General features: G+C 71.3%; 21 protein-coding genes. 13 read left to right on the top strand and 8 right to left on the bottom strand.

Annotated elements, in window-relative coordinates; genetic code table 11:
- Window positions 1–188 precede the first annotated feature (188 nt).
- The 3 genes from IF655_RS26825 to IF655_RS26835 form a co-directional block, all read right to left on the bottom strand.
- On the bottom strand, window positions 189–401 hold the full coding sequence (locus tag IF655_RS26825) for a hypothetical protein (protein WP_199587707.1): 213 nt from the start codon (window positions 399–401) through the stop codon (window positions 189–191).
- A gap of 276 nt (window positions 402–677) precedes the next feature.
- On the bottom strand, window positions 678–1,610 hold the full coding sequence (locus tag IF655_RS26830; RefSeq protein ID WP_199587708.1) for an alpha/beta hydrolase: 933 nt from the start codon (window positions 1,608–1,610) through the stop codon (window positions 678–680).
- Between the two features lie 256 nt (window positions 1,611–1,866).
- On the bottom strand, window positions 1,867–2,751 hold the full coding sequence (locus IF655_RS26835; RefSeq protein WP_199587709.1) for a helix-turn-helix domain-containing protein: 885 nt from the start codon (window positions 2,749–2,751) through the stop codon (window positions 1,867–1,869).
- A 149-nt stretch (window positions 2,752–2,900) separates the two neighbouring features.
- On the opposite strand from IF655_RS26835, the gene IF655_RS26840 reads away from it, so the two are divergent.
- The 3 genes from IF655_RS26840 to IF655_RS26850 all read left to right on the top strand — a co-directional run bounded on the left by IF655_RS26840 (window position 2,901) and on the right by IF655_RS26850 (window position 4,877).
- Window positions 2,901–3,824: an alpha/beta hydrolase gene (locus IF655_RS26840; RefSeq protein WP_199587710.1), complete on the top strand. Its 924-nt coding sequence runs from the start codon at window positions 2,901–2,903 to the stop codon at window positions 3,822–3,824.
- A gap of 103 nt (window positions 3,825–3,927) precedes the next feature.
- Entirely contained in the window at window positions 3,928–4,710 is a 783-nt protein-coding gene (locus tag IF655_RS26845) for a ketopantoate reductase family protein (RefSeq protein WP_199587711.1), read from the top strand.
- Window positions 4,665–4,877, top strand: coding sequence for a hypothetical protein (locus tag IF655_RS26850; protein ID WP_199587712.1), 213 nt, complete (start codon window positions 4,665–4,667; stop codon window positions 4,875–4,877). The genes IF655_RS26845 and IF655_RS26850 overlap by 46 nt, the downstream gene beginning before the upstream one ends.
- Window positions 4,878–4,925: 48 nt before the next feature.
- Here IF655_RS26850 and IF655_RS26855 read toward each other — a convergent pair whose 3' ends face one another.
- Window positions 4,926–6,095: an aldehyde dehydrogenase gene (locus IF655_RS26855; RefSeq protein WP_242488951.1), complete on the bottom strand. Its 1,170-nt coding sequence runs from the start codon at window positions 6,093–6,095 to the stop codon at window positions 4,926–4,928.
- Between IF655_RS26855 and IF655_RS26860 the strand changes: the two genes are divergently transcribed.
- The 7 genes from IF655_RS26860 (at window position 6,067) to mmsB (ending at window position 14,061) form a co-directional block, all read left to right on the top strand.
- Window positions 6,067–6,669, top strand: coding sequence for a flavin reductase family protein (locus IF655_RS26860; RefSeq protein WP_199587713.1), 603 nt, complete (start codon window positions 6,067–6,069; stop codon window positions 6,667–6,669). The genes IF655_RS26855 and IF655_RS26860 overlap by 29 nt on opposite strands.
- A gap of 130 nt (window positions 6,670–6,799) precedes the next feature.
- On the top strand, window positions 6,800–7,957 hold the full coding sequence (locus IF655_RS26865; protein ID WP_199587714.1) for a mandelate racemase/muconate lactonizing enzyme family protein: 1,158 nt from the start codon (window positions 6,800–6,802) through the stop codon (window positions 7,955–7,957).
- Window positions 7,954–8,943 carry a zinc-binding dehydrogenase gene (locus IF655_RS26870; protein WP_199587715.1) on the top strand — a complete coding sequence of 330 codons (990 nt, stop codon included), beginning with the start codon at window positions 7,954–7,956 and terminating at the stop codon, window positions 8,941–8,943. Before IF655_RS26865 ends, IF655_RS26870 begins: the two co-directional genes overlap by 4 nt.
- Before the next feature lie 108 nt (window positions 8,944–9,051).
- Window positions 9,052–10,020, top strand: a complete 969-nt coding sequence (locus IF655_RS26875) for a hypothetical protein (RefSeq protein ID WP_199587716.1) — start codon at window positions 9,052–9,054, stop codon at window positions 10,018–10,020.
- A gap of 110 nt (window positions 10,021–10,130) precedes the next feature.
- Complete coding sequence (gene chvE / locus IF655_RS26880) at window positions 10,131–11,249, top strand: multiple monosaccharide ABC transporter substrate-binding protein (protein WP_199587717.1); 1,119 nt, start codon at window positions 10,131–10,133, stop codon at window positions 11,247–11,249.
- Between the two features lie 32 nt (window positions 11,250–11,281).
- A complete protein-coding gene (gene mmsA / locus IF655_RS26885; protein ID WP_199587718.1) occupies window positions 11,282–12,832 on the top strand; it encodes a multiple monosaccharide ABC transporter ATP-binding protein in 1,551 nt (516 codons plus the stop codon).
- Window positions 12,829–14,061: a multiple monosaccharide ABC transporter permease gene (gene mmsB / locus IF655_RS26890; RefSeq protein ID WP_199587719.1), complete on the top strand. Its 1,233-nt coding sequence runs from the start codon at window positions 12,829–12,831 to the stop codon at window positions 14,059–14,061. Before mmsA ends, mmsB begins: the two co-directional genes overlap by 4 nt.
- Before the next feature lie 23 nt (window positions 14,062–14,084).
- On the opposite strand, the gene IF655_RS26895 is transcribed toward mmsB, so the two are convergent.
- The 3 genes from IF655_RS26895 to IF655_RS26905 form a co-directional block, all read right to left on the bottom strand.
- Entirely contained in the window at window positions 14,085–14,930 is an 846-nt protein-coding gene (locus IF655_RS26895) for an SMP-30/gluconolactonase/LRE family protein (RefSeq protein WP_199587720.1), read from the bottom strand.
- A complete protein-coding gene (locus IF655_RS26900; protein WP_199587721.1) occupies window positions 14,927–15,700 on the bottom strand; it encodes an IclR family transcriptional regulator in 774 nt (257 codons plus the stop codon). The genes IF655_RS26895 and IF655_RS26900 overlap by 4 nt, the downstream gene beginning before the upstream one ends.
- A gap of 132 nt (window positions 15,701–15,832) precedes the next feature.
- The gene (locus tag IF655_RS26905; RefSeq protein ID WP_199587722.1) at window positions 15,833–16,741 is read right to left on the bottom strand and encodes a helix-turn-helix transcriptional regulator; all 909 of its coding nucleotides are present in this window, start codon (window positions 16,739–16,741) and stop codon (window positions 15,833–15,835) included.
- 148 nt (window positions 16,742–16,889) lie between these two features.
- Here IF655_RS26905 and IF655_RS26910 point away from each other — a divergent pair, with 148 nt between their 5' ends.
- Window positions 16,890–17,867: an aldo/keto reductase gene (locus tag IF655_RS26910; RefSeq protein WP_199587723.1), complete on the top strand. Its 978-nt coding sequence runs from the start codon at window positions 16,890–16,892 to the stop codon at window positions 17,865–17,867.
- 68 nt (window positions 17,868–17,935) lie between these two features.
- Window positions 17,936–18,964, top strand: coding sequence for a zinc-binding dehydrogenase (locus IF655_RS26915; RefSeq protein ID WP_199587724.1), 1,029 nt, complete (start codon window positions 17,936–17,938; stop codon window positions 18,962–18,964).
- A 21-nt stretch (window positions 18,965–18,985) separates the two neighbouring features.
- Here the strand turns inward: IF655_RS26915 and IF655_RS26920 are convergent, their stop codons facing one another.
- The gene (locus IF655_RS26920; protein ID WP_199587725.1) at window positions 18,986–19,762 is read right to left on the bottom strand and encodes a family 16 glycosylhydrolase; all 777 of its coding nucleotides are present in this window, start codon (window positions 19,760–19,762) and stop codon (window positions 18,986–18,988) included.
- A 241-nt stretch (window positions 19,763–20,003) separates the two neighbouring features.
- Here IF655_RS26920 and IF655_RS26925 point away from each other — a divergent pair, with 241 nt between their 5' ends.
- Entirely contained in the window at window positions 20,004–20,873 is an 870-nt protein-coding gene (locus IF655_RS26925) for a DMT family transporter (protein WP_199587726.1), read from the top strand.
- Window positions 20,874–20,961: the final 88 nt, after the last annotated feature.

Below are 20,961 nucleotides of genomic sequence, written 5' to 3' on the forward strand. Positions count from 1 at the left end.
TTTCCCCCCGCGGGGGCCCCGGTTTTTTTTTTTCTGGGCGGCGGGGGGGGGCCGCCGCCTATTATTGGGGGGGGGGGGGGGGTTTTTCTCGGGGGGGGGGGGGGGGGGGGGGGCCCCCCACCACCACGATATGGCACGCATCAGCCCTGATGGGCGAGCTGCGTGCAGGGCGGTTGAGTGATGCCCTGTCAAGGAGTTCGCACGTGCGCGAGGTCGTCCCTGACGCGTGCGGGCTCCTCGTCCGGGGGGAGGTTGGCGGTGTCCCTGACCGCATCCGCCGATGCGAGCGCGTCAGTTCGCGCGCCCTGGAACAACGCGGTGAAGTCCTCGGTGGCGGGGCCGGGCCCGGAGAAGACCTCGAAGGTGTTGCCCAGCGCCGCGTCATCGAGCACCGCCTCCACGAGGAGCGGTCCCGGCGGGTGACGAAGATCGTCGTCCGGAGAACGATCCGGGGCCTGCGGTCCCCGAGTGCGGTGAGGGTGTTCGCCACCCCGCCATAATCAATGCGCTCGAAGGACTCGGGGCGGGAGTCGTCGTCCGAGCCGTGGACGAAGATCACGGCGTCGATGTCGCGGACGGCCTCGGTGAGTGTGTCTGTCGTCTCAGCCGCCGATGACGGAAATCCCGGCTTCTCCGTGCGATCGGGATATCCGGCGCCGGGCAGCGGAGATGTTCGGTCAGAGGTACTTCTTGTAGAACGGGATCAGGTGGTCCAGGGCGATCTTGACCGGCTCGGGCTGGTCGTACAGGTCGTAGTGGGAAAAGCCCTCGGCGACGACCAGTTCCTTGTCCTTGGAGGCCGCGCGGCGGTAGATCTCCAGGCCGTCCCGGTAGGCGCCGAAGGCACCGGGCTTGTCGCCGACCACTACGCACAGGGGGCGGGTGAGGAGGACCTCGGCGCGGTTGAAGGCGTCCCAGCCGACCGCGTTGGCCTGGCGGGAGAACAGCGACTCGGTGCGGCCGCCGGGCTTCTCGCCGCGGTCGGTGCGGTAGTACTCGGTCGCCTCGAACAGGTCCAGCTCGGTCAGGCCCTGCTCCTCTGCCGCCTCGGGCGAGGCCGGCAGGTACTGGTTGACGCGCGGCTCCCCGCCCCGCGCCTCGGCGGTGCGCTGTTCGGCGATGGCGTCGAGGGTGGCGATGGGGTCGTAGCCGCTGAACGCCTCGTGCATCAGGCGCCCGAAGTTCACGCCGGTCACGCTGCCGACGGCCTTGATGCGGCGGTCGGTCATCGTGGCGTTGATGGCGTACGCGCCACCGCCGCACACCCCGATGACCCCGATGCGGTCGGCGTCCACGTAGGGCAGCGTCACCAGGAAGTCGATGACGTAGCTGATGTCCTCGACCCGGAACGTCGGGTCCTCGATCGACCGGGGCTCCCCGCCGCTCGCGCCCTGGAAGCTGGCGTCGAAGGCGACGACCACGAAGCCCTGTTCGGCCAGCGCCTTGCCGTAGACGTTCCCCGAGGTCTGTTCCTTGCAGGAGCCGATGGGGTGGACGCTCACGATCGCGGGGTAGGTCCGGCTCGCGTCGAAGCCGGGCGGAAGGTGGATGTCAGCGGCCAGGTTCCACGCCAGCGCCTTGATCTCGACGTGCTCGATGTTCTCGCTCACGGGTACAACTCCTCCTCGAAGAGGTGGTCGACATGGGGTTCGAACCGGTCGCGGTGGTCGCCTCGTCCAGTGGGCGGCGACTGACGCCTCGCGCCGGTTCCTCCATGCTTGCGCAGGGAAAAGCGGTCCGCAGCACCTGATCGGGGTGGGGCTTACAGGGGGGACCGGCAACCCCTCCTTGCCGGGGACTGGCCACCGTCGAACGCCCGGCGCGCGGCGGCGGCCCGGTCCGTGTCGTCGTGGGAGCCGGTCGCGACTATTCCGCGGTGTGCTGCGGCGCGCCCGCTGCCGATTCGACCCGTTCCGTGGCGGCCCAGCTCGCCAGCAGCGTCAGCGCCTCGTACGAGGGTGAGCCGGGTTCGGCGGTGTAGCCGATGACGGAGAGTCCGGTGGCGCCGGTCGCGTCCAGGGCTTCGAAGCGCAGGCTGAGGTCGCCGACGGCGGGATGCCGGAAGTCCTTGGTGCCGCTGCGGTGGGCCCGTACGTCGTGCGCGGCCCAGCGGGTGCGGAACTCGTCGCTGCGGGTGGCGAGTTCACCGACCAGGTGGGTGATGGCCTTCGCGTACGGGGCCTTGGCGGCGGCGACCCGCAGCAGGGCTACGGCGTCGTCGGCGGCCTTCTCCCAGGCGGGGAAGGTCTCCTCGGCCCGGTCGGCGAGGAAGATGAACCGGGCCAGGTTGGGCGGCTCGGGCTGGTGCTCGTAGACCGCTCCGTACAGGGCACGGCCGAGCGGGTTGGCGGCGACCATGTCGAGGTGGGCGTTCTGCACGATGGCCGGGGCGGTGACCATGGTGTCGATCAGTGCCTGGAGGGTTTCGGGGACCTGTCGGCGGGGGGCACGGGTCTGCTTGCGGGCCGCCTTCCCGGCCGCGCGGGCGAGGTCGAAGAGGTGGGCGGCCTCCACCTCGTCCAGCCGCAGCGCCCCGGCGATGGCGTGCAGCACCTCCTCGGAGACACCGGCGACCTGGCCGCGCTCGATCTGTACGTAGTACTCGGCGCTCACTCCGGCCAGCAGGGCGACCTCCTCGCGACGCAGCCCGGGCACCCGACGGCGGCCCGCCATGGGAAGGCCCACCTGGTCGGGGGTGATCTTCGCGCGGCGGGTGGTCAGGAAGTCCTTGATCTCCTTGGCGGTCTCCATGCTTCGAGGCTAAGCCCAGGTCGGGACCGGATGGAGAGGCTGCCAGTACCCCCGACAAGGAGCCTCTGCCTCGCCCGCGTAAGAAGCCGCAGGGTGGAGTCATCGGCCGGAACGACCGGCCGGAACCACTGTGACCCTCTGGAGTATCCGTGGAAGCCATCACCTTCCCCAATGGCCCGATCGCCATGGCGGGCAACCTCTTCCTCCCGGCCGGTTTCGACCCCGAGGGCAGCTACCCGGCCGTCGTCACCGTCCACCCCGGCGGCGGCGTCAAGGAGCAGACCGCCGGCCTGTACGCGGCCAAGCTGGCCGAGCAGGGCTTCGTCGCCCTCGCCTTCGACGCCTCCTTCCAGGGCGACAGCGGCGGCGAGCCGCACCACCTGGAGGACCCCTACGCCCGCGTCGAGGACGTCCGCGCGGCCGTCGACCACCTCCAGTCCCTGCCCTACGTCGACCCCGAGCGCATCGGCGCCCTCGGCGTCTGCGCGGGCGGCGGCTACGCGGTCAACGCGGCGATGACCGACTACCGCATCAAGGCCCTCACCACCGTCAGCGCCGTCAACATCGGCACCTCCTTCCGCCGCGGCTGGTACGGCACCGACTCCGACGCCGCCGCCGTGCCGACCCTGCAGGCGCTCGCCCAGCAGCGCACCGCCGAGTCCGCCCAGGGCGCCGAGCCCGCCTACCTCCCCTACGTCCCGGCCGAGCCGGACGAGAACACCCCGCGCGACCTGGTCGAGGCGTCGGAGTACTACCTCACCCCGCGCGCCCAGCACCCCAACGCCAAGAACAAGTTCCTCTTCACCAAGAGCGTCTCGCGGATCTTCACCTTCGACGCGTTCCACATGGTCGAGGACCTGCTGACCCAGCCGATCCTGATCGTCGCGGGCAGCGACGCGGGTTCCCTGTGGATGTCCACCGAGCTCCACGGCCGCGCCCGCAGCCCCAAGCGGCTCCGCGTCGTCGAGGGCGGCACCCACATGGACTTCTACGACGTCCCCAAGTACGTGGACCAGGCCGTCGCCGAAGCCGTGCCCTTCTTCACCGAGCACCTGGCCGCCGAGCAGGACTGACCCCGTACCCGCGGCACACCGGGAGGTCCGCCGGTCCCGTACCGGCGGACCTCCGGTCCCCCGCGGCAACACGATCGTTTCTCTCCGACTCGAAGGGGTCACCATGACGACGACACCGCACTGGCGCATCGCCGTGATCGGCGCCGGAGCGATCGGCAGCACCATCGCGCTGAAGCTCGCCGAGTCCGGTCACGAAGTCACTATGGCGGTGCGCGACGCACGGCGGCGGGAGATCCTGACGCGCGAGGGGCTGCGTGGCCAGGCGCGCGGCGGCGCCGTCGAGCGCGCCGATGTCCGGGTGACCGCTTCTCTCGACGCCGATTACGACCTGGTGATCGTGCCGGTCCAGCGCCACCGGATCGACAGCCTCGTCCCGACGCTGGCGGCGAACGGCTCGGCTCGCATCATGCTCATGTTCAACAACGCCTCCGACGCGGACATCTGGTCCGACAAGATCGGTGCCGACCGCCTGATCTGGGGCTTCCCGGCGATCCTTGCCAAGGTGCACGACGACACGGTCGGGTACTCGATCGTGTCGCGCGTCCAGGTCACCACGATCGGCCGCCCCGACGGCGTGATCGACGACGACGTACGGCAGATCGCCTCGGTCTTCTCCGGCGCCGCCATCCCGACCGTCGTCTCCCCCGTCATCGACGGCTGGCTCAAGACGCACGCCGCGTTCGTCGCGCCGATGGTGGCGGCGGCTTTCCTGCCAGGACGCCCGGGGCGCGGTCACTGGCTGAGCTGGTCCTCGGCCCGCGAACTCGGCGCCGCCGTGCGGACCGGTATGCGCGCGGTGCGCCGGTCGGGGCCACCGTCGCGCCGGGGAACATGCGCGCGATGCCGTTCATCCCCGGACCGGTACTCACCGCGCTGTTCTGGCTGATGTTCGCCTCGCCCGCGGGCAAGGGGATGGTCGGTCAGGTCTCGGACTCGGTGGCGGCCGAGAGCGCGCTGCTGCGCGAGCTGAGCCGACTGGCCGGGGCGGCCGGTGTCGACCCGGCACCGCTGGTCCGCCTCGCCGCGCGCGTCCCCTCACCCGCGCCCCGCTAGCCCGCGTCCGCCGAGGCGGGCGGCACCGGCCGGGTGAGGGGACACCGCCTACCCCAGGTTCATGTACACAGCCTTCGGATACAGGTAGTTCTCCACGTGTTCCCGGGCGCCCTTCCAGCCGTAACCGCTCATCTTGGTGCCGCCGAAACCGATCGCGGGATCGAGGACGCCGTAGCAGTTGACCCAGACGGTGCCCCCGGTGATCGCCCTCGACACCTTGTGCGCCGTGGACACGTTCCGCGTCCACAGGCCGCCTGCCAGTCCGTACGGGGTGGCGTTGGCCAGCCGGATCGCCTCGTCCAGGTCGTCGAAGGGGATCACCGTGGCCACCGGGCCGAAGATCTCCTCCTGGGCGATGGTCATGTCGTTGGTGGCGCCCGCGAACACCGTCGGCTCGATGTAGCACCCGTCCGCGTGTTCGCCGGTGAGGCGGCTGCCACCCGTCACCAGGCGGGCCTCGTCGGTGCCGATCTCTATGTAGTGCTGGACCCGCTCCAGTTGCCGGGCCGAGATCAGCGGACCGATCTGGGTGTCCGGGTCCAGGCCGTTGCCCACCCGTACCGTCCTGGTGAACTCGCCCAGCCGTGCCACGAACTCGTCGTGGACCGGCCGCTGCACGAAGATCCGCGTCCCGGTCACGCACACCTGGCCGCTGTTGGTGTAGACGCCCATCGCGGCGCCGGGCACGGCCAGGTCCAGGTCGGCGTCCGCGAACACGATGTCCGGCGACTTGCCGCCCAGCTCCCTCTGCAGCCGCTTCATGTTGCCCGCCGACGCCCGCACGATGCTCTGTGCCGTGCCCACCGAACCGGTGAACGCGATCCGGTCCACGCCGTGGTGCTCGGCGAGCGCGCTGCCCGCGTCCTTTCCATAGCCGGTGACCACGTTGATCACGCCGTCCGGCACACCTGCCTCGGTCAGCAGCTCCGCGATCCGCAGCACCGACAACGACGCGTCCTCGGCGGGCTTGAGCACCGCAGTGCAGCATCCCCGCGCGCGGGGAGCGGATTCCGTCGCAAGTAGGCGCCGGGGCGGCGGGGGACGATGGGGCAGCTCGTCGTACAGGGTGAGGGTGACGCGGTCGCCGCGGGCGTGGGTGGGGATCTCGAAGTCGGAACCAGGGGCTTGGCGGTGCCGCGATCCGGGGCTGAAATGCGCCGCCTCCGTGCTGAACTGGATACTTACAGGTATGCGCGTTGACTTCGATCCTGCGGACATGCCCACTCGCGACTTCTACCGGCTACTCACCTCGGTGGTCGTCCCCCGGCCCATCGCCTGGGTCTCGACCCTGTCGGCGGACGGGAGGACGGCGAACCTCGCTCCGCACTCCTTCTTCACGGTCGCCTCCACCGATCCGCCGATCGTGCAGTTCACCTCCGTCGGACGGAAGGACTCGCTGCACAACGTGGAGGCGACCGGGGAGTTCGTCGTCAATCTCGCTCCGGAGCCGCTGTTCGCCGAGATCAACGCGACCGCGACCGACTTCCCGCGCGACAAGGGCGAGTTCGACGCCGTGGGCATCGCGCGTGAGCCCTCGCTGAAGGTGCGTCCGCCGCGGGTGGCGGACTCGCCGGTGGCGATCGAGTGCGTGCTGCACGCGACGCTGGGTCTGGGCGACTCGACGGTGGTGTTCGGCCGGGTCGTGCACGTGGTCGTCGACGAGGACGCGCTGGTGGACGGGCGTCCCGACATCGGACTGCTGCGCCCCCTCGCCAGGCTCGGCGGCAACGAGTGGAGCACGATCGGCGACGTGCGCGAGCTGGCGCGCGAGCGGTACGAGGAGCGGGACTAGACCTGGTCCGTCCCCGCTTGCCGGAACGGTCACCTGCGCAACCCATTGACACCCCCGCCACCCCCTCCCTACTGTCACGCCAGCATTTCGAACGCATGACGAAATTTCGAACACCGAGGGGTGGGCGGGCGTGCGTATCACCGGAATCAGCACCCATGTGGTCGGCACACCGTGGCGGAATCTGACCTATGTGCAGGTCCACACGGACGAGGGGCTCACCGGGGTCGGGGAGACCCGGATGCTCGGTCACACCGACGCCCTGATCGGCTACTTGCGCGAGGCAGAGGCGAACCACATAGCGGGCTCGGACCCGTTCGCCGTGGAGGACCTGGTCCGCCGGATGAAGTACGGCGACTTCGGCCGCGCCGGGGAGATCGTGATGTCCGGCATCGCGGTGGTCGAGATGGCCTGCTGGGACATCAGGGGCAAGGCGCTCGGCGTCCCGGTGTGGCAGTTGCTCGGCGGGAAGGTCACCGACCGCGTCAAGGCGTACGCGAACGGCTGGTACACCACCGAGCGCACTCCGGAGGCGTATCACGAGGCGGCCCGTGCGGTCGTGGCGCGGGGCTACCGGGCGCTGAAGATCGACCCGTTCGGCACCGGTCACTTCGAGCTGGACCACGAGCGCACCCGGTACGCCGTCTCCCTGATCGAGGCGGTACGGGACGCGATCGGTCCTGACACCGAGCTGATGCTGGAGATGCACGGCCGCTTCTCCCCCGCGACCGCGATCCGCCTCGCCCGTGAACTGGCGCCCTTCGACCCCGCCTGGCTGGAGGAGCCGGTGCCGCCGGAGAACCTGAAGGCGCTGGAGAAGGTGGCCGCGAAGGTGGACATCCCGGTCGCCACCGGGGAGCGGATGCACGACCGGATCGAGTTCCGGGAGCTGCTGGAGAGCCAGGCGGCGGACATCCTCCAGCCCGACGTCGGTCACATCGGCGGCATCTGGGAGACCCGCAAGCTGGCCGCGACCGCCGAGAGCCACTATCTGCTGCTCGCCCCGCACAACGTCGGCGGTCCGGTCCTCACCGCCGCCTCGCTCCAAGTCGGTTTCAGCACACCGAACTTCAAGATCCTGGAGCACTTCAACGACTTCGCGGACGCCGAGATCAAGACGGTGGTCAAGGGCGCCCCCGAGGTGGTCGACGGCTACTTCCACCTCTCGGACGCCCCCGGTCTCGGCGTCGAGCTGGACACCGACGCGGCGGCCGAATTCCCCCAGCAGCAGGCCCGGTTCGACCTGTGGGCCGAGGGCTGGGAGCGGCGCCGTCCGAAGGGGACGAAGTGAGCGTCCAGGTGGTGGTCGAGGCGCCGGGCACCTGTCGGCTGGAGCCGCACACGCCCCAAGCCCCTGGTCCCGGCGAGGCGTTGGTCGCCGTGCACGCGGTGGGCGTCTGCGGCAGCGACCGTGAGCTGTACCGGGGCAACCGGCCCGCACCGTACGTGCGTTACCCCGTGGTGCCGGGTCACGAGTGGTCCGGCACGGTCCGCGTGGTGGGCGCCGGGGTGCCGGAGGCATTGGTCGGCCGCAAGGTGGTCGGCGAGGGTTTCCGCAACTGCCAGGTGTGCGCCCGCTGTCACGCGGGCGAGACGACGCTCTGCGAGGCGGGGTACGAGGAGACCGGTTTCACCCACCCCGGCGCGATGGCGCCCACCCTGACCCTGCCCGCCCGGCTGCTGCACCCGCTGCCCGACGACGCCGACCTCACCGCGGCCGCCCTTCTTGAGCCCGCCGCCTGTGTCGCTGCCGCCGCTCTCCTTGCCGACGTCCGGCCGGGCGAGCGGGTCGCGGTGGTCGGCACGGGGACGCTCGGGATGCTCGCGGTGCGGTTCCTCGCGGCGGTCTCCCCCAGTGAGCTGCTGGTGGTGGGGCTCGACCGCGAACGCGAGCCGCTGGCAAAGGAGTTCGGCGCCACGGACTTCGCCGTGAGCGGCTCCGATCTGCCCGGCGGCTACGACGTGGTGATCGAGGCGGCGGGCTCCGCCGAAGCCGCGCGCTCCGCCTCCGCCCTGCTCCGGCGCGGCGGACGCCTGGTCCTGACCGGCATCCCGGCGCCGGGCGCGTTGGGTCTGGACCCCGCCGACCTCGTCGTACGACGCCTTGAGGTGCGCACGGTCTTCGGGGCGCCCCCGGCCGCCTGGGCGCACGCGGTCCGGCTGTTCGGCGCCGGACTCCTCGACCCGCTGCCCCTGGTGTCGCAACGGCTGCCGCTGACCGAGTTCGCGCGGGCGGTGGAAACGACGGGACCCGGGAAGGTGCTCCTGCTGCCCTGACTTGAGCAGAAAACCCCTGCGCACAAGACCCCTCGCACAAGCCCCCAGGAGGCTCACTCGCCCGAAGATCCGAACTCTGTCCGGCATACCGAACATGAAAGGCAGCCCGTGACCGACCTCTCCGCTCCGGCAGTCCGCAGACCCGGTGAGCAGGCGCTCGCCGCTCTGGGTCTCGCCGCGCCCGCCCCCGATCCCGCCGACGCCTCCCCGCACCGCTTCCCGGGCGGCGGGAGCTGGCGCACCGAGATCCCGTCGTGCGAGGGACCCGAGGCGCTGGCCGTCGTCCTGGCCGAGGCGGCGCGGCTGGACGTGCCGGTGCACCGGATCAGCCAGGGCAGCGGTGTCTGGATGCTCACGGACGCCGAGATCACCGAGATGGCCGGGGCGACCCGGGAACGCGGCATCGAGCTGTGCCTGTTCACCGGACCGCGCGGCACCTGGGACACCGGAGGTGCCGTCCGCTCCGACTCGCGCGGCGGCGGTCCGCGCGCCCGGGGTCACGACGCGGTGGCGGGCTGTGTCGAGGACGCGGTGCGCGCGACCGAACTGGGCGTGCGCTGCCTACTGGTGGCCGACGAGGGCGTGCTCTGGGCGCTGCACCGGGCGCGGGAGTCGGGGGTGCTCCCGGCGGACACCACGCTGAAGGTCTCCGCGCTGATCGGCCCGGTCAACCCGGTCTCCTACGCGGTGTTCGAGCGGCTGGGCGCCGACTCGATCAACGTGCCCGGCGATCTCACGCTCGCCCATCTCACCGAGATCCGCCGGGTGTCCGGCGCCCCCATGGACATGTACATCGAGGCGCCGGACGACCTCGGCGGCCAGGTGCGGATGTACGAGGTGGCCGAGCTGATCCGGCGCGGCGCCCCGCTGTACCTGAAGTTCGGCCTGTCGAAGGCGCCCGGCATCTACCCCTGGGGCGCCCACCTCCGCAGCGTCGCCCTGGACACCGCGCGGGAGCGGGTGCGGCGCGGACGGCTGGTCCTCGACCTGCTCGCCCGGCACGGCGCCGACGGCGGCATGGCCCCGCTCGGCAGCCGCCTGCCCGGCCCGCTGCACCGCTTCCCGACGACCGCGTGAACCCGTAGAACCCGTACCCCCACCGCGTGTCCCCGAAGGACACACCCCGCACGGCCCGACCCGCTCCACGCCGAGACACCCGACGCCGAGACGAACAAGGACGGTTCCCCATGCGCGACCGCTACACCGCACGCCCCCGCAGAGTCGCCCTCGCCGCGACCGCCGTACTCGCCCTCACCCTGACCGCCTGCGGGCAGAGCGGGGAGGGCGGCAGTGAGGACAAGGGCGGCGACGCCAAGGGTGGCACCATCGGCGTCGCCATGCCGACCAAGTCCTCCGAGCGCTGGATCGCGGACGGCAACAACGTCGTCAAGGACCTGCACGCCAAGGGGTACAAGACCAAGCTGGTCTACGGCGAGGACGACCCGGACACCCAGGTCGCCCAGATCGAGAACCTGATCACGCAGGGCGTCAAGGGTCTGATCATCGCGGCGATCGACAACAAGTCCCTGAACAACGTGCTCCAGGAAGCCGCCGACGCCCACATCCCGGTCATCGCCTACGACCGGCTGATCCTCGGCACCAAGAACGTCGACTACTACGCCTCCTTCGACAACGAGAAGGTCGGCGAGCTGCAAGGCACGTACATCGCGCACCGGTTGGGGCTGGACAGCGGCAAGAAGGGCCCGTTCTCCATCGAGTTGTTCGCCGGGTCCAACGACGACAACAACACCAAGTACTTCTTCGGCGGCGCGATGAAGGTGCTCCAGCCGTACATCGACAAGAAGCAGCTCGTGGTGAAGTCCGGGCAGACCGCGCTCAACCAGGTCACCACCCTGCGCTGGGACGGCACCACCGCCCAGCACCGCATGGAGGACCTGCTGACGTCGGCGTACCGCTCCGGACGGGTCGACGCGGTGCTCTCGCCGTACGACGGCATCTCCATCGGCATCCTGTCCGCGCTGAAGTCGGACGGCTACGGCGCGAAGAGCAAGCCGCTGCCGGTCGTCACCGGGCAGGACGCGGAGCTGGCGTCGGTGAAGTCGATCATCGCCGGGGAGCAGACGCAGACCGTCTACAAGGACACCCGCAAGCTCGCGGAGGTCGCCGCGAACATGGTGGACGCGACCCTCAAGGACAAGAAGCCCGAGGTCAACGACTCCAAGACCTACGACAACGGCGCCAAGGTCGTGCCCGCCTACCTGCTCCAGCCGGTCAGCGTCGACAAGAAGAACTACCGCGAAGTACTGGTCGACGGCGGCTACTACACCGAGTCCCAGCTCAAGTGACCGCCCACTCCCACGACTTGGAAGGCGCGGCCATGGCGGGACCCGTCCTCGAAATGCGCTCGATCGTCAAGACCTTCCCCGGCGTCACCGCTTTGTCCGACGTCACCCTGACCGTCCAGCGGGGTGAGGTGCACGCCATCTGCGGGGAGAACGGCGCCGGGAAGTCCACCCTGATGAAGGTGCTCTCCGGGGTTCACCCGTACGGCAGTTACGAGGGCGAGGTGCTCTTCGAGGGCGAGGAGTGCCGGTTCCGCGACATCCGCGCCAGCGAGCGGCAAGGGATCGTCATCATCCACCAGGAGCTGGCGCTGGTGCCCTATCTCTCCCTCACGGAGAACCTGTTCCTCGGCAACGAGCACGCCCGGCGCGGTCTGATCGACTGGACGGAGACGCTACGGCACGCCACAAAGCTGCTGCGCCGGGTGGGACTTGACGAACATCCGGAGACCCGGGTCGCGGACATCGGCGTCGGCAAGCAGCAGTTGGTGGAGATCGCCAAGGCGCTGGCGAAGTCGGTGAAGCTGCTGATCCTGGACGAGCCGACCGCCGCCCTGAACGACGAGGACAGCGGCAAACTCCTGGATCTCATCCTGGAGTTGAAGGGTCAGGGCATCACCTGCATCGTGATCTCGCACAAGCTGAACGAGATCCGCCGGGTCGCGGACTCGGTGACCGTGCTGCGCGACGGCCGCTCGGTGGAGACGCTGGACGTGCGGGCACCGGGGACCACCGAGGAACGGATCATCGCGGGCATGGTCGGCCGCGACCTCGACCACCGCTTCCCCGAACGCCCGCCGCACCAGGCGGAGTTGGGCACGGCTCCGGCACTTGAGGTGCGCGGCTGGACCGTACGGCATCCGATCGACCGACAGCGCAAGGTCGTCGACGACGTGTCCATCGAGGTGCGCCGGGGCGAGATCGTCGGCATCGCGGGGCTGATGGGCGCGGGCCGTACCGAGCTGGCGATGAGCGTGTTCGGGCGCTCCTACGGGCGGTACGCGGGCGGCACGGTACTCAAGGACGGCCGGGAGATCCGTACCCGGACCGTCGCGGAGGCGGTGGGGCACGGCATCGCGTACGTCACCGAGGACCGCAAGCACTACGGGCTCAACCTCATCGACACCGTGCACCGCAATGTCTCGCTGACCGCGCTGGGCAAGGTGGCCCGGCGCGGGATCGTGGACGAACACGCCGAGCGGCGGGCGGCGGAGGGGTTCCGTACCGCCATGAACATCAAGGCGCCGACCGTGCTGGAGCCGGTCGGTCGGCTGTCCGGCGGCAACCAGCAGAAGGTCGTCCTCAGCAAGTGGATCTTCGCGGACCCGGACGTGCTGATCCTGGACGAGCCGACGCGGGGCATCGACGTGGGCGCCAAGTACGAGATCTACACCGTGATCGGACGGCTCGCGGCGGAGGGCAGGGCGGTCGTCTTCATCTCCTCCGAACTGCCCGAACTGCTCGGCATGTGCGACCGGATCTACACCATGGCCGCCGGGCGGCTGACCGGCGAGGTGCCGAGGGCGGACGCCACACAGGAAGCGCTGATGCGCCTGATGACCAGAGACGAAGAGGTGACGCCATGAGCGCGGACGTGACGGCCCCGGCCCCGCCGGAGCGCGACGGGCCGCCCGCCGCGCCGGGCGTGCTCCGGCTGATGCTGGACGGGCTGCGCCGCAACATGCGCCAGTACGGGATGGTGATCGCGCTCGGACTGATCGTGGTCCTGTTCGCGGTGTGGACCGACGGCGATCTGCTGCTCCCGCGCAACGTCTCCAACCTGGTGCTCCAGAACAGCTACATCCTGGTCCTGGCGATCGGGATGATGCTGGTGATCATCTCGGGGCACATCGACCTGTCGGTGGGCTCGCTGACCGCGTTCGTCGGGGCGTTCCTGGCGGTGCTGAACGTACGGCACGACGTGCCCTGGCCACTGGCGCTGGTGCTGTGTCTGCTGGTGGGCGCGGCGGCGGGGGCGGTGCAGGGGTATCTGATCGCCTATCTGGGCATCCCGTCGTTCATCGTGACGCTCGCCGGGATGCTGCTGTTCCGTGGGCTGACGGAGATCCTGCTGAAGGGGCAGACCCTGGGCCCGTTCCCGGACGGGCTGCAGAAGATCGGCAACGGCTTCCTGCCCGCGTTCGGCCCCGACACCGACTACCACAATCCGACCCTGCTCCTTGGGCTGGTGCTCATCGCGGCGGTGGCCTGGCAGGAGGTCCAAGGCAGGCGCAGACAGCGGGAGTTCGCGCTCCAGGTGCCCCCGCTGAGACTGTTCGCGCTGAAGCTGACCGCGCTGGTCGCCGCGATCCTCGCCCTGACCCTGCTGCTCGCCAGCTACAAGGGCGCCCCGATCATCCTGATCGCCCTCGGCGCCCTGGTCGTCGGCTACGGCTACCTCATGCGCAACGCGGTCTTCGGGCGGCATGTCTACGCGATCGGCGGCAACCTGCCCGCGGCGAAGCTGTCCGGGGTGAAGGACAAGAAGGTCACCTTCCTGGTCTTCCTCAACATGGGCGTCCTCGCGGCGCTCGCCGGACTGGTGGTCGCCGCCCGGCTGAACGCGGCCTCCCCGAAGGCGGGCGTCAACTTCGAACTGGAGGCCATCGCCTCGTCGTTCATCGGCGGCGCCTCCATGAGCGGCGGGGTCGGCACGGTGCTCGGCGCCATCATCGGCGGGCTCGTCCTCGGCGTGCTGAACAACGGCATGAACCTGCTGAGCGTCGGCACCGACTGGCAGCAGGTCATCAAGGGTCTTGCCCTGCTGCTGGCGGTCGGCTTCGACGTGTGGAACAAGCGCCGGTCGGGGGCGTGAACTGAGGTACTCGAGAGGCGAGTTCACCCCTTGAACGGCGGCTGCGGCAGTCCTTCTCCCGCGCCCGGCACCACCAGCACCGACCCCGACAGGGGCGTGGGTGCGGTGAGGCCGACGCGGGCGGTGGTGACGTACAGGTCGGTCAGGCCGGGGCCGCCGAAGGCGCAGGCGGTGGTGCGCGGGGCCGGGAGGCGGATCTCCCGGTCCAGTGCGCCGGAGGGGGTGTAGCGGCGGACCGCGCCCCCGTCCCACAGCGCCACCCAGACGCAGCCCGCCGCGTCGACGGTCAGCCCGTCGGGGAAGCCCGCGCCGTCCTCGATCACGGCCAGGGTGCGCCGGTTGCGGACGCCGTCGCCGTCGTGGTCGAAGACGTCGACGCGCCGGGTGGGACTGTCGATGTAGTACATCAACGTGCCGTCCGGGCTCCAGCCGATGCCGTTGCTCACGGCGACGTCGGTGAGGATCGGTTCGGCGGTGCCGTCGCCGGTCAGGCGGGTCAGGGTGCCGCCGCCGGGAGCCTCGTCGTAGCGCATGGTGCCGGCCCAGAGCGCGCCGTCGGGGGCGACGGCCGCGTCGTTGGCGCGGCGCCCCGGCACCGGGTCGTGGTGCAGCCAGCGGAAGGCGCCGTCGGGGTCGGTCAGGGCGACGCCGTTGCGCAGGTTGAGCACCAGTCCGCCGTGGGCGCGGGGCTTGGCGGCGCCGACGTGCTGTCCGGTGTCGTGGACGGTGCGGCGACCGGTGGCGGGGTCGTAGGTGTGCACGCGGCTCGCCAGGACGTCGACCCACAGCAGACGGGCGCCGACCGGGTCCCAGGTCGGTCCCTCGCCCAGCTCCGCCCGCGCCTCGACGGCGACCTCACAGGTGTTCACGCCGCCTCCCGGTGGCCCAGTCGTGTGGAGAGTTCGGCGGCGCCCTCGACGGCGAGCGCCTCCAGTTCGGTACGGCGTTCCTCGCTCCAGCGGACCGTCGGCACCGAGATGGACAGCGCGGCGACGACCCGACCGCTACGGTCGCGAACGGGGGCGGCCACGCAGCTCACGTCCGGGTTGGACTCCCGGCGCTCCACCGCGACGCCCCGGCGCCGGATCTCCGCGAGGGCGTCCCGCAGTCGACCGGGGTCGGTGAGGCTGTCCGGGGTCATCGCGACCAGCTCGGCGCCGTCCGGGACACGGGCGGCCAGCTCCGGCTCGGGCAGCGAGGCGAGCAGCATCTTGCCGACCGCCGTGCAGTGCGCGGGCAGCCTGCGCCCGGCAGCCGAGACCATGCGGACCGCGTGCGTGGAGTCGACCTTGGCGATGTAGATGACGTCGGTGTCCTCAAGGAGCGCCACATGGACCGTCTCGTCACAGGTCTCGGCGACGCCGCGCGCCACCTCCCGCCCCTCGGCGGCGAGGTCGAGCTGCTCGGCGTACCGGCTGCCGAGCTGGTACGGGCGCACCCCGAGCCGGTACCGCCCCGGCTGCCCGGGCACCGGGACCAGGTAGGAGCGGGCGGCGAGGGTGGTGACCAGCTCGTGCACGGTGGTGCGCGGGAGCTGGAGTCTGCGCACGATGTCGGGCGCGGAGAGCGTGCCGTCCCCGTCGAGGAACAGCTCCAGGATGTCGAGGGCCCGCGTCACGGCGGGCACGAGGCGTCCCACGTCCGGCCTCCTTGCCTGCTTCCGGGCGCGACGGTCCGCCACCCCTGTTCGACACCCCGACCGGCGATCGACGGGGCGAACACAGGCTAGTCAGCGCGGGGTCCCCGGGCAACGGTCACCCGCGCGCCGGGGCTACGGCTGCCGACCGGGTGCGCTCGGGGCGGTCGGGAATCCTTGCGCCGACGGCGGTGCGCTCATGTCGAGCAGGAGCAGGGCGTCGTGCTCGGGGGTGCCGGGTTCGGCGGTGTAGACGCCGATGCGCTGACCGGGGGTGCCTTCCACGTGGAGCGACTGCGAGGTGAGGGTGAGCGTGCCGACCCGGGGATGCCGGAAGGTCTTGTGCGCGGGTTTGCGTCCGGTCACCTCGTAGCGCTCCCACAGTCCCGCGAAGTCGGGGCTTTTGAGGAGGAGTTCACCGACCAGGCCGACGAGGTCGGGGGCGTCCGGGGCGGTTCCGGCGATGGCGCGCAGGCGGGCGACGCAGCCGGTGATCTGGCGCTCCCAGTGCGGGAACAGGTCGCGCGCCGCCGGGTGGAGGAAGAGGTAGCGGGCGATGTTGCGCTGTCTGACGGGCCAGTCGTCAAGACCCGCGTACAGGGCGAGTCCGCCGGGGTTCCAGGCGAGGAGGTCCATGCTGCGGCTGATGACGTAGGCGGGGTTCGGGCGCAGTGACTCCAGCAGCAGCTTCAGGTGCGGGCGCACGGCACGGCTGGGGGCGGGCGGCGGTTCGGGGGCGTAGCGGGCCGCGCGGGCGGCGAGTTCGCGCAGGTGCTGGTGTTCCTGGTCGTCCATGAGCAGGGCGCGGGCGAGCGAGTCGAGGACGGCGGGGCTGGGGCGGGTCTCCTTGCCGCGTTCCAGGCGCACGTAGTAGTCGATGCTGATCCCGGCGAGGGTGGCCAGCTCCTCGCGGCGCAGTCCGGGGGTGCGGCGGATGCCCGTGCCCACCGTGAGACCGACGTGCTGGGGGCTGGTCTGGGTCCGGCGGGCGCGCAGGAAGCGGCCCAGCTCGGCGCTCTCGCTGTGCGCGCTCGTCGATGCCATGCCCCCAGTCTCGCCCACCGGGCACCTGCCGGGAGGGGGCGAGGGGGGTCCTGTCATGACCCCCGAAGAGCCCGCCCTGCCACACCGGCGCGATCCGGGAGACGGTGAAGACACAGGACCCCGACACATCACGACCGGAGAGAGTGAGATGCGCTATATCACACTGCGTGACCTGGAGGTTTCCCGGATCGGGCTCGGTGCCATGGGGATGTCCCACGGCTACACCGGTGCCGGCACCGACGACGCGGAGTCGATCAGGACGGTGCACCGGGCGCTGGAACTGGGCGTCACGCTCGTCGACACCGCCGAGATCTACGGCCCCTACACCAACGAGGAGTTGCTCGGCCGGGCGCTGAAGGGGCGCCGGGACCAGGTGGTGCTGGCCACGAAGTTCGGTCTGGTCTCCCACGGCGGCGACGGCACCTGGAACCTGGACTCCCGCCCCGCCAACATCCGTACCGCCGTCGAGGGCTCCCTGAAGCGGCTGGGCACCGACCACATCGATCTGTACTACCAGCACCGGGTGGACCCGCACACGCCGATCGAGGAGACGGCGGGGGCGGTCGCCGAGCTGATCGCCGAGGGCAAGGTCCGCGCCTTCGGGCTCTCGGAGGCAGGACCGGACACGATCCGCCGCGCCCATGCCGTCCAGCCGGTCACCGCGGTCCAGTCCGAGTACTCGCTGTGGACGCGCGGGATCGAGGACCGGGTCCTGACCGTCCTGCGGGAGCTGAACATCGGCCTGGTGCCGTTCTCCCCGCTGGGACGCGGTCTGCTGACGGGCGCCGTCCGCTCCACCGACGCGTTCGACGCAAACGACTTCCGGCGCGGCAACCCCCGCTTCACCGGCGACAACTTCCGGCACAACCTGGCGCTCGCCGACGAGGTCCGGGCCGTGGCCGCCGAGATCGGCGCCACGCCCGCCCAGGTGGCACTCGCGTGGCTCCTCGCCCAGGGCGACGACATCGCCCCGATCCCCGGCACCAAGCGGGTCGCCCGCGTCGAGGAGAACACCGCCGCCGACGCGCTCACGCTGACCGCCGCGCAGTTGGACAAGCTCGGCAGTCTGCCGCCCGCCGCCGGAGCCACCCACAGCGAGGCACAGGCCCGGATGCTCGAGCGCTGATTCCCCCCCTCACGACACCCCCGCACGACCCGCCCGCACGACACCCCCGTTTGGAGCAACCCCCTCTCATGCGCGCAGCAGTGATGTACGGAGCCGGAGACGTCCGCGTCGAGGACCGGCCCGACCCGAAGATCGTCGAGCCGACCGACGCCGTGGTGCGCACGGTGGCCGCGTGCGTGTGCGGCAGCGACCTGTGGCCGTACCGGTCGATGCCCGCCACCGACGCCGGGCGCCCCATGGGCCACGAGTTCCTGGGCGTCGTCGAGGAGACCGGCGCCGAGGTGACCGGGCTGACGGCGGGGGATCTGGTCGTCGCCCCCTTCACCTACAGCGACGGCACGTGCGACTACTGCGCCAAGGACCTCCAGATCTCGTGCCGCCACGGCGGGCGGTACGGCTTCGACGGGGTCGACGGCGGGCAGGGCGAAGCCGTCCGTGTGCCCTGGGCGGACGGCACCCTGGTGAAGCTCCCGGTCGCCGCCGACTCCGCCCTGGTGCCCTCCCTGCTGGCCCTGTCGGACGTGATGACCACCGGCCACCACGGCGCGGTGACCGCAGGGGTCCGCCGCGGGGACACGGTGCTGGTCGTCGGGGACGGGGCGGTCGGGCTGTGCGCGGTGATCGCCGCGCGGCGGCTGGGTGCCGAGCGGATCGTGCTCGCGGGCCGCCATGAGGAACGCACCGCTCTGGGCCGTGAGTTCGGTGCCACCGACGTGGTCGCGGAGCGTGGCGAGGAGGGCGTCGCCCGCGTCCGCGAGCTGACCGGCGGCGTGGACAAGGTGATCGAGGCCGTCGGCACCCGCCAGGCGCTCGACACCGCCCTGGGCGCCGTCCTGGACGGGGGCACCGTCAGCCGCCTGGGCGTCCCGCAGTACGAGGAGGGACCGCTCGGCCGGGCCGGGTTCATGCGAAACATCACCCTGACCGGCGGCGCCAGTCCCGCCCGCGCCTACATCGAGCGGCTTCTGCCCGACGTGCTCGACGGCACGATCGACCCCGGCCGTGTCTTCGACCGGACCTTCCCGCTCGACCGGACCCCGGACGCCTACCGGGCGATGGCCGACCGCCAGGTCCTCAAGGCGCTCGTCCGCCCCTGATCGCCCCTCCGCACCACCGGCTCAGACCGGCTGTTCCTCCTCCGGGGTCGTCACCTCCTCCCCCGCCTCGTCCCGCTCGGCGGCCGCGCCCCGGCCGCCCGGGCGGCGTACGAGGAGGCTGCTGACGGTGTACGACATCTGGGTGGTCGCCCGCGCGGGCGGGGGGTGGTAGCGGCCGCCGCAGACCGAGAGGTTGACGATGAGGTAGGCGTGCCAGCCGCGTCCGGTGCCCCGGCGGTCGGCGAACGCCACCGTGCCGTTCACGGTCCAGACGACGGAGGCGGCGCCGAACTCGGTGCGCAGGTCGACCCAGGCACCGGGGCGGATCGCGCGGTCGCGGAAGTAGCTGTTGCTGCCGCGTACGTGGTTGGTGAGTTCCAGCAGGTCGGGGTTGTCGGGGTGGTACTCGAAGACGTCGATCTCCTGGCCGCCGTCCCGCCAGGTCCAGATGGCGGGCCAGGCGCCGGTCTCGACGGGCAGCCGCACCCGCGCCTCCAGGACGTCCCCGGTGCGCACCATGAAGCCGTCGCGGCTGCCCTCGGTGGTGAGCAGCCCGGTGTTCCACTTGCCGTCGGGGCGCCGGGTGGCCCGGAAGACGCCCGAGCGGCTGTAGGCGGGGTCGGAGACGAGGTAGTCGAGTTTGTCGTCGCCCGGGTTGACCGGGCCGCCGTTCGGATAGGCCCAGGAGTGGCCGGCGACCCACTGTCGCTCCGAGGTGAAGTCGGCTCTGAACACCACGTCGGACCCGGGCGCGGCACGCGGCGCCGGGAGGGGACTGTCGGGTGTCGATTCGCGCATGTCGGATGTCTCTCCGCCATACGCCCCGTCATGCGGTGACGCCGGGACATCACGGAGATAATGACCCGTTCGAGTGAATCGGGCTCCGGACGCGGTGGCGCAGGGCGCCCCGGCGGCGCGATGGCGTGGGCTTTCGTAGGCTGGCGTGGGCTTTCGCAGGCTGCGGAGGTCCGAAGCGCCTCCGGGCTCCTCCGGGACGTGGACTTCCGGTACGTGGACGACCCGCAGGCGGGAGACGGTAGTGATCGAACTTGCCGCGGTGTTCGCCGTCGCCGGTGCCGGGAGCAATGCCGTGGGCACCGCTTTCCAGCGCAAGGCCGCCTCGGTCAGCTCCAAGAGCGGGCTGCGGCTGCTGCTGGACCTGGTGCGCCGTCCCGCCTGGGTGATCGGCATGGCCGGGGTGATCGGCGCGGCGATCTTCCAGAGCCTCGCTCTCGTCAACGGTCCGCTGGCGCTGGTGCAGCCCCTGTTCATCCTGGAGCTGCCCTTCGCGCTCCTCGTGGTGGGCCCGCTGCTGCACCGGCATCTGCCCGCGTACGGCTGGTGGGGCGTGGGCGCCGTGGTGCTGGGGCTCGCGGTCATGCTCGCCTCGGCGGCGCCGTACGGTGCGCGCGACCAGGCGCCGCTGACCCACTGGGTACCCGCGCTGGTCCTGTGCGTCGGGGCGATCGTGGCCGTCACCCTGCTGGCCCGGCACGAGCGCTCCCCCACCGGGCGGGCGGCGCTGCTGGCGTCGGGCTCCGCGATCGCCAACGCGCTCACGGCCGCGCTGCTGAAGTCGGCCACCGGCACCTTCGCGGACGAGGGCTTCGAGGCGTTCCTGCTCTCCTGGCAGACCTACGGCTTCGCGCTGGCAGGCACGGCGGCGGTCCTCCTGCTGGAGAACGCGCTCCAGGCGGGTCCGCTCGCCGCCGCCCAGCCCGCGCTGACCATCGGCGACGCGGTGGTGAGCCTCGCCCTCGGCATCACCCTGTTCGGCGAGCGCATCCGCACGGGCTGGTGGCTGGTCCCGGAGGCGTGCGGCGCACTCCTGATCATCGCGGGCGTCCTGGTCCTGAGCCGCGCGGTGCAGAACCTCATCGAACGGCCGCCCCGGTCCCGGGTGGCGTAGGACCCGGCAACGGACGACGACGGCGGCGGTGCGGATGTCCGCACCGCCGCCGCTCCGTCTTCCGTCGCACGCCGGGATCAACACCCCG

Origin of the sequence: Streptomyces sp. DSM 110735 (assembly GCF_016482685.1) — a bacterium.
GTDB lineage: Bacteria > Actinomycetota > Actinomycetes > Streptomycetales > Streptomycetaceae > Streptomyces.

Coding starts and splice junctions, on each gene's coding strand:
- IF655_RS26835 (WP_199587709.1), bottom strand. CDS start 2,751: ATGGAGACCGCCAAGGAGATCAAGGACTTCCTGACCACCCGCCGCGCG.
- IF655_RS26845 (WP_199587711.1), top strand. CDS start 3,928: ATGACGACGACACCGCACTGGCGCATCGCCGTGATCGGCGCCGGAGCG.
- IF655_RS26850 (WP_199587712.1), top strand. CDS start 4,665: ATGCCGTTCATCCCCGGACCGGTACTCACCGCGCTGTTCTGGCTGATG.
- IF655_RS26860 (WP_199587713.1), top strand. CDS start 6,067: ATGCGCGTTGACTTCGATCCTGCGGACATGCCCACTCGCGACTTCTAC.
- IF655_RS26855 (WP_242488951.1), bottom strand. CDS start 6,095: ATGTCCGCAGGATCGAAGTCAACGCGCATACCTGTAAGTATCCAGTTC.
- chvE (WP_199587717.1), top strand. CDS start 10,131: ATGCGCGACCGCTACACCGCACGCCCCCGCAGAGTCGCCCTCGCCGCG.
- mmsA (WP_199587718.1), top strand. CDS start 11,282: ATGGCGGGACCCGTCCTCGAAATGCGCTCGATCGTCAAGACCTTCCCC.
- mmsB (WP_199587719.1), top strand. CDS start 12,829: ATGAGCGCGGACGTGACGGCCCCGGCCCCGCCGGAGCGCGACGGGCCG.
- IF655_RS26905 (WP_199587722.1), bottom strand. CDS start 16,741: ATGGCATCGACGAGCGCGCACAGCGAGAGCGCCGAGCTGGGCCGCTTC.
- IF655_RS26910 (WP_199587723.1), top strand. CDS start 16,890: ATGCGCTATATCACACTGCGTGACCTGGAGGTTTCCCGGATCGGGCTC.
- IF655_RS26915 (WP_199587724.1), top strand. CDS start 17,936: ATGCGCGCAGCAGTGATGTACGGAGCCGGAGACGTCCGCGTCGAGGAC.
- IF655_RS26920 (WP_199587725.1), bottom strand. CDS start 19,762: ATGCGCGAATCGACACCCGACAGTCCCCTCCCGGCGCCGCGTGCCGCG.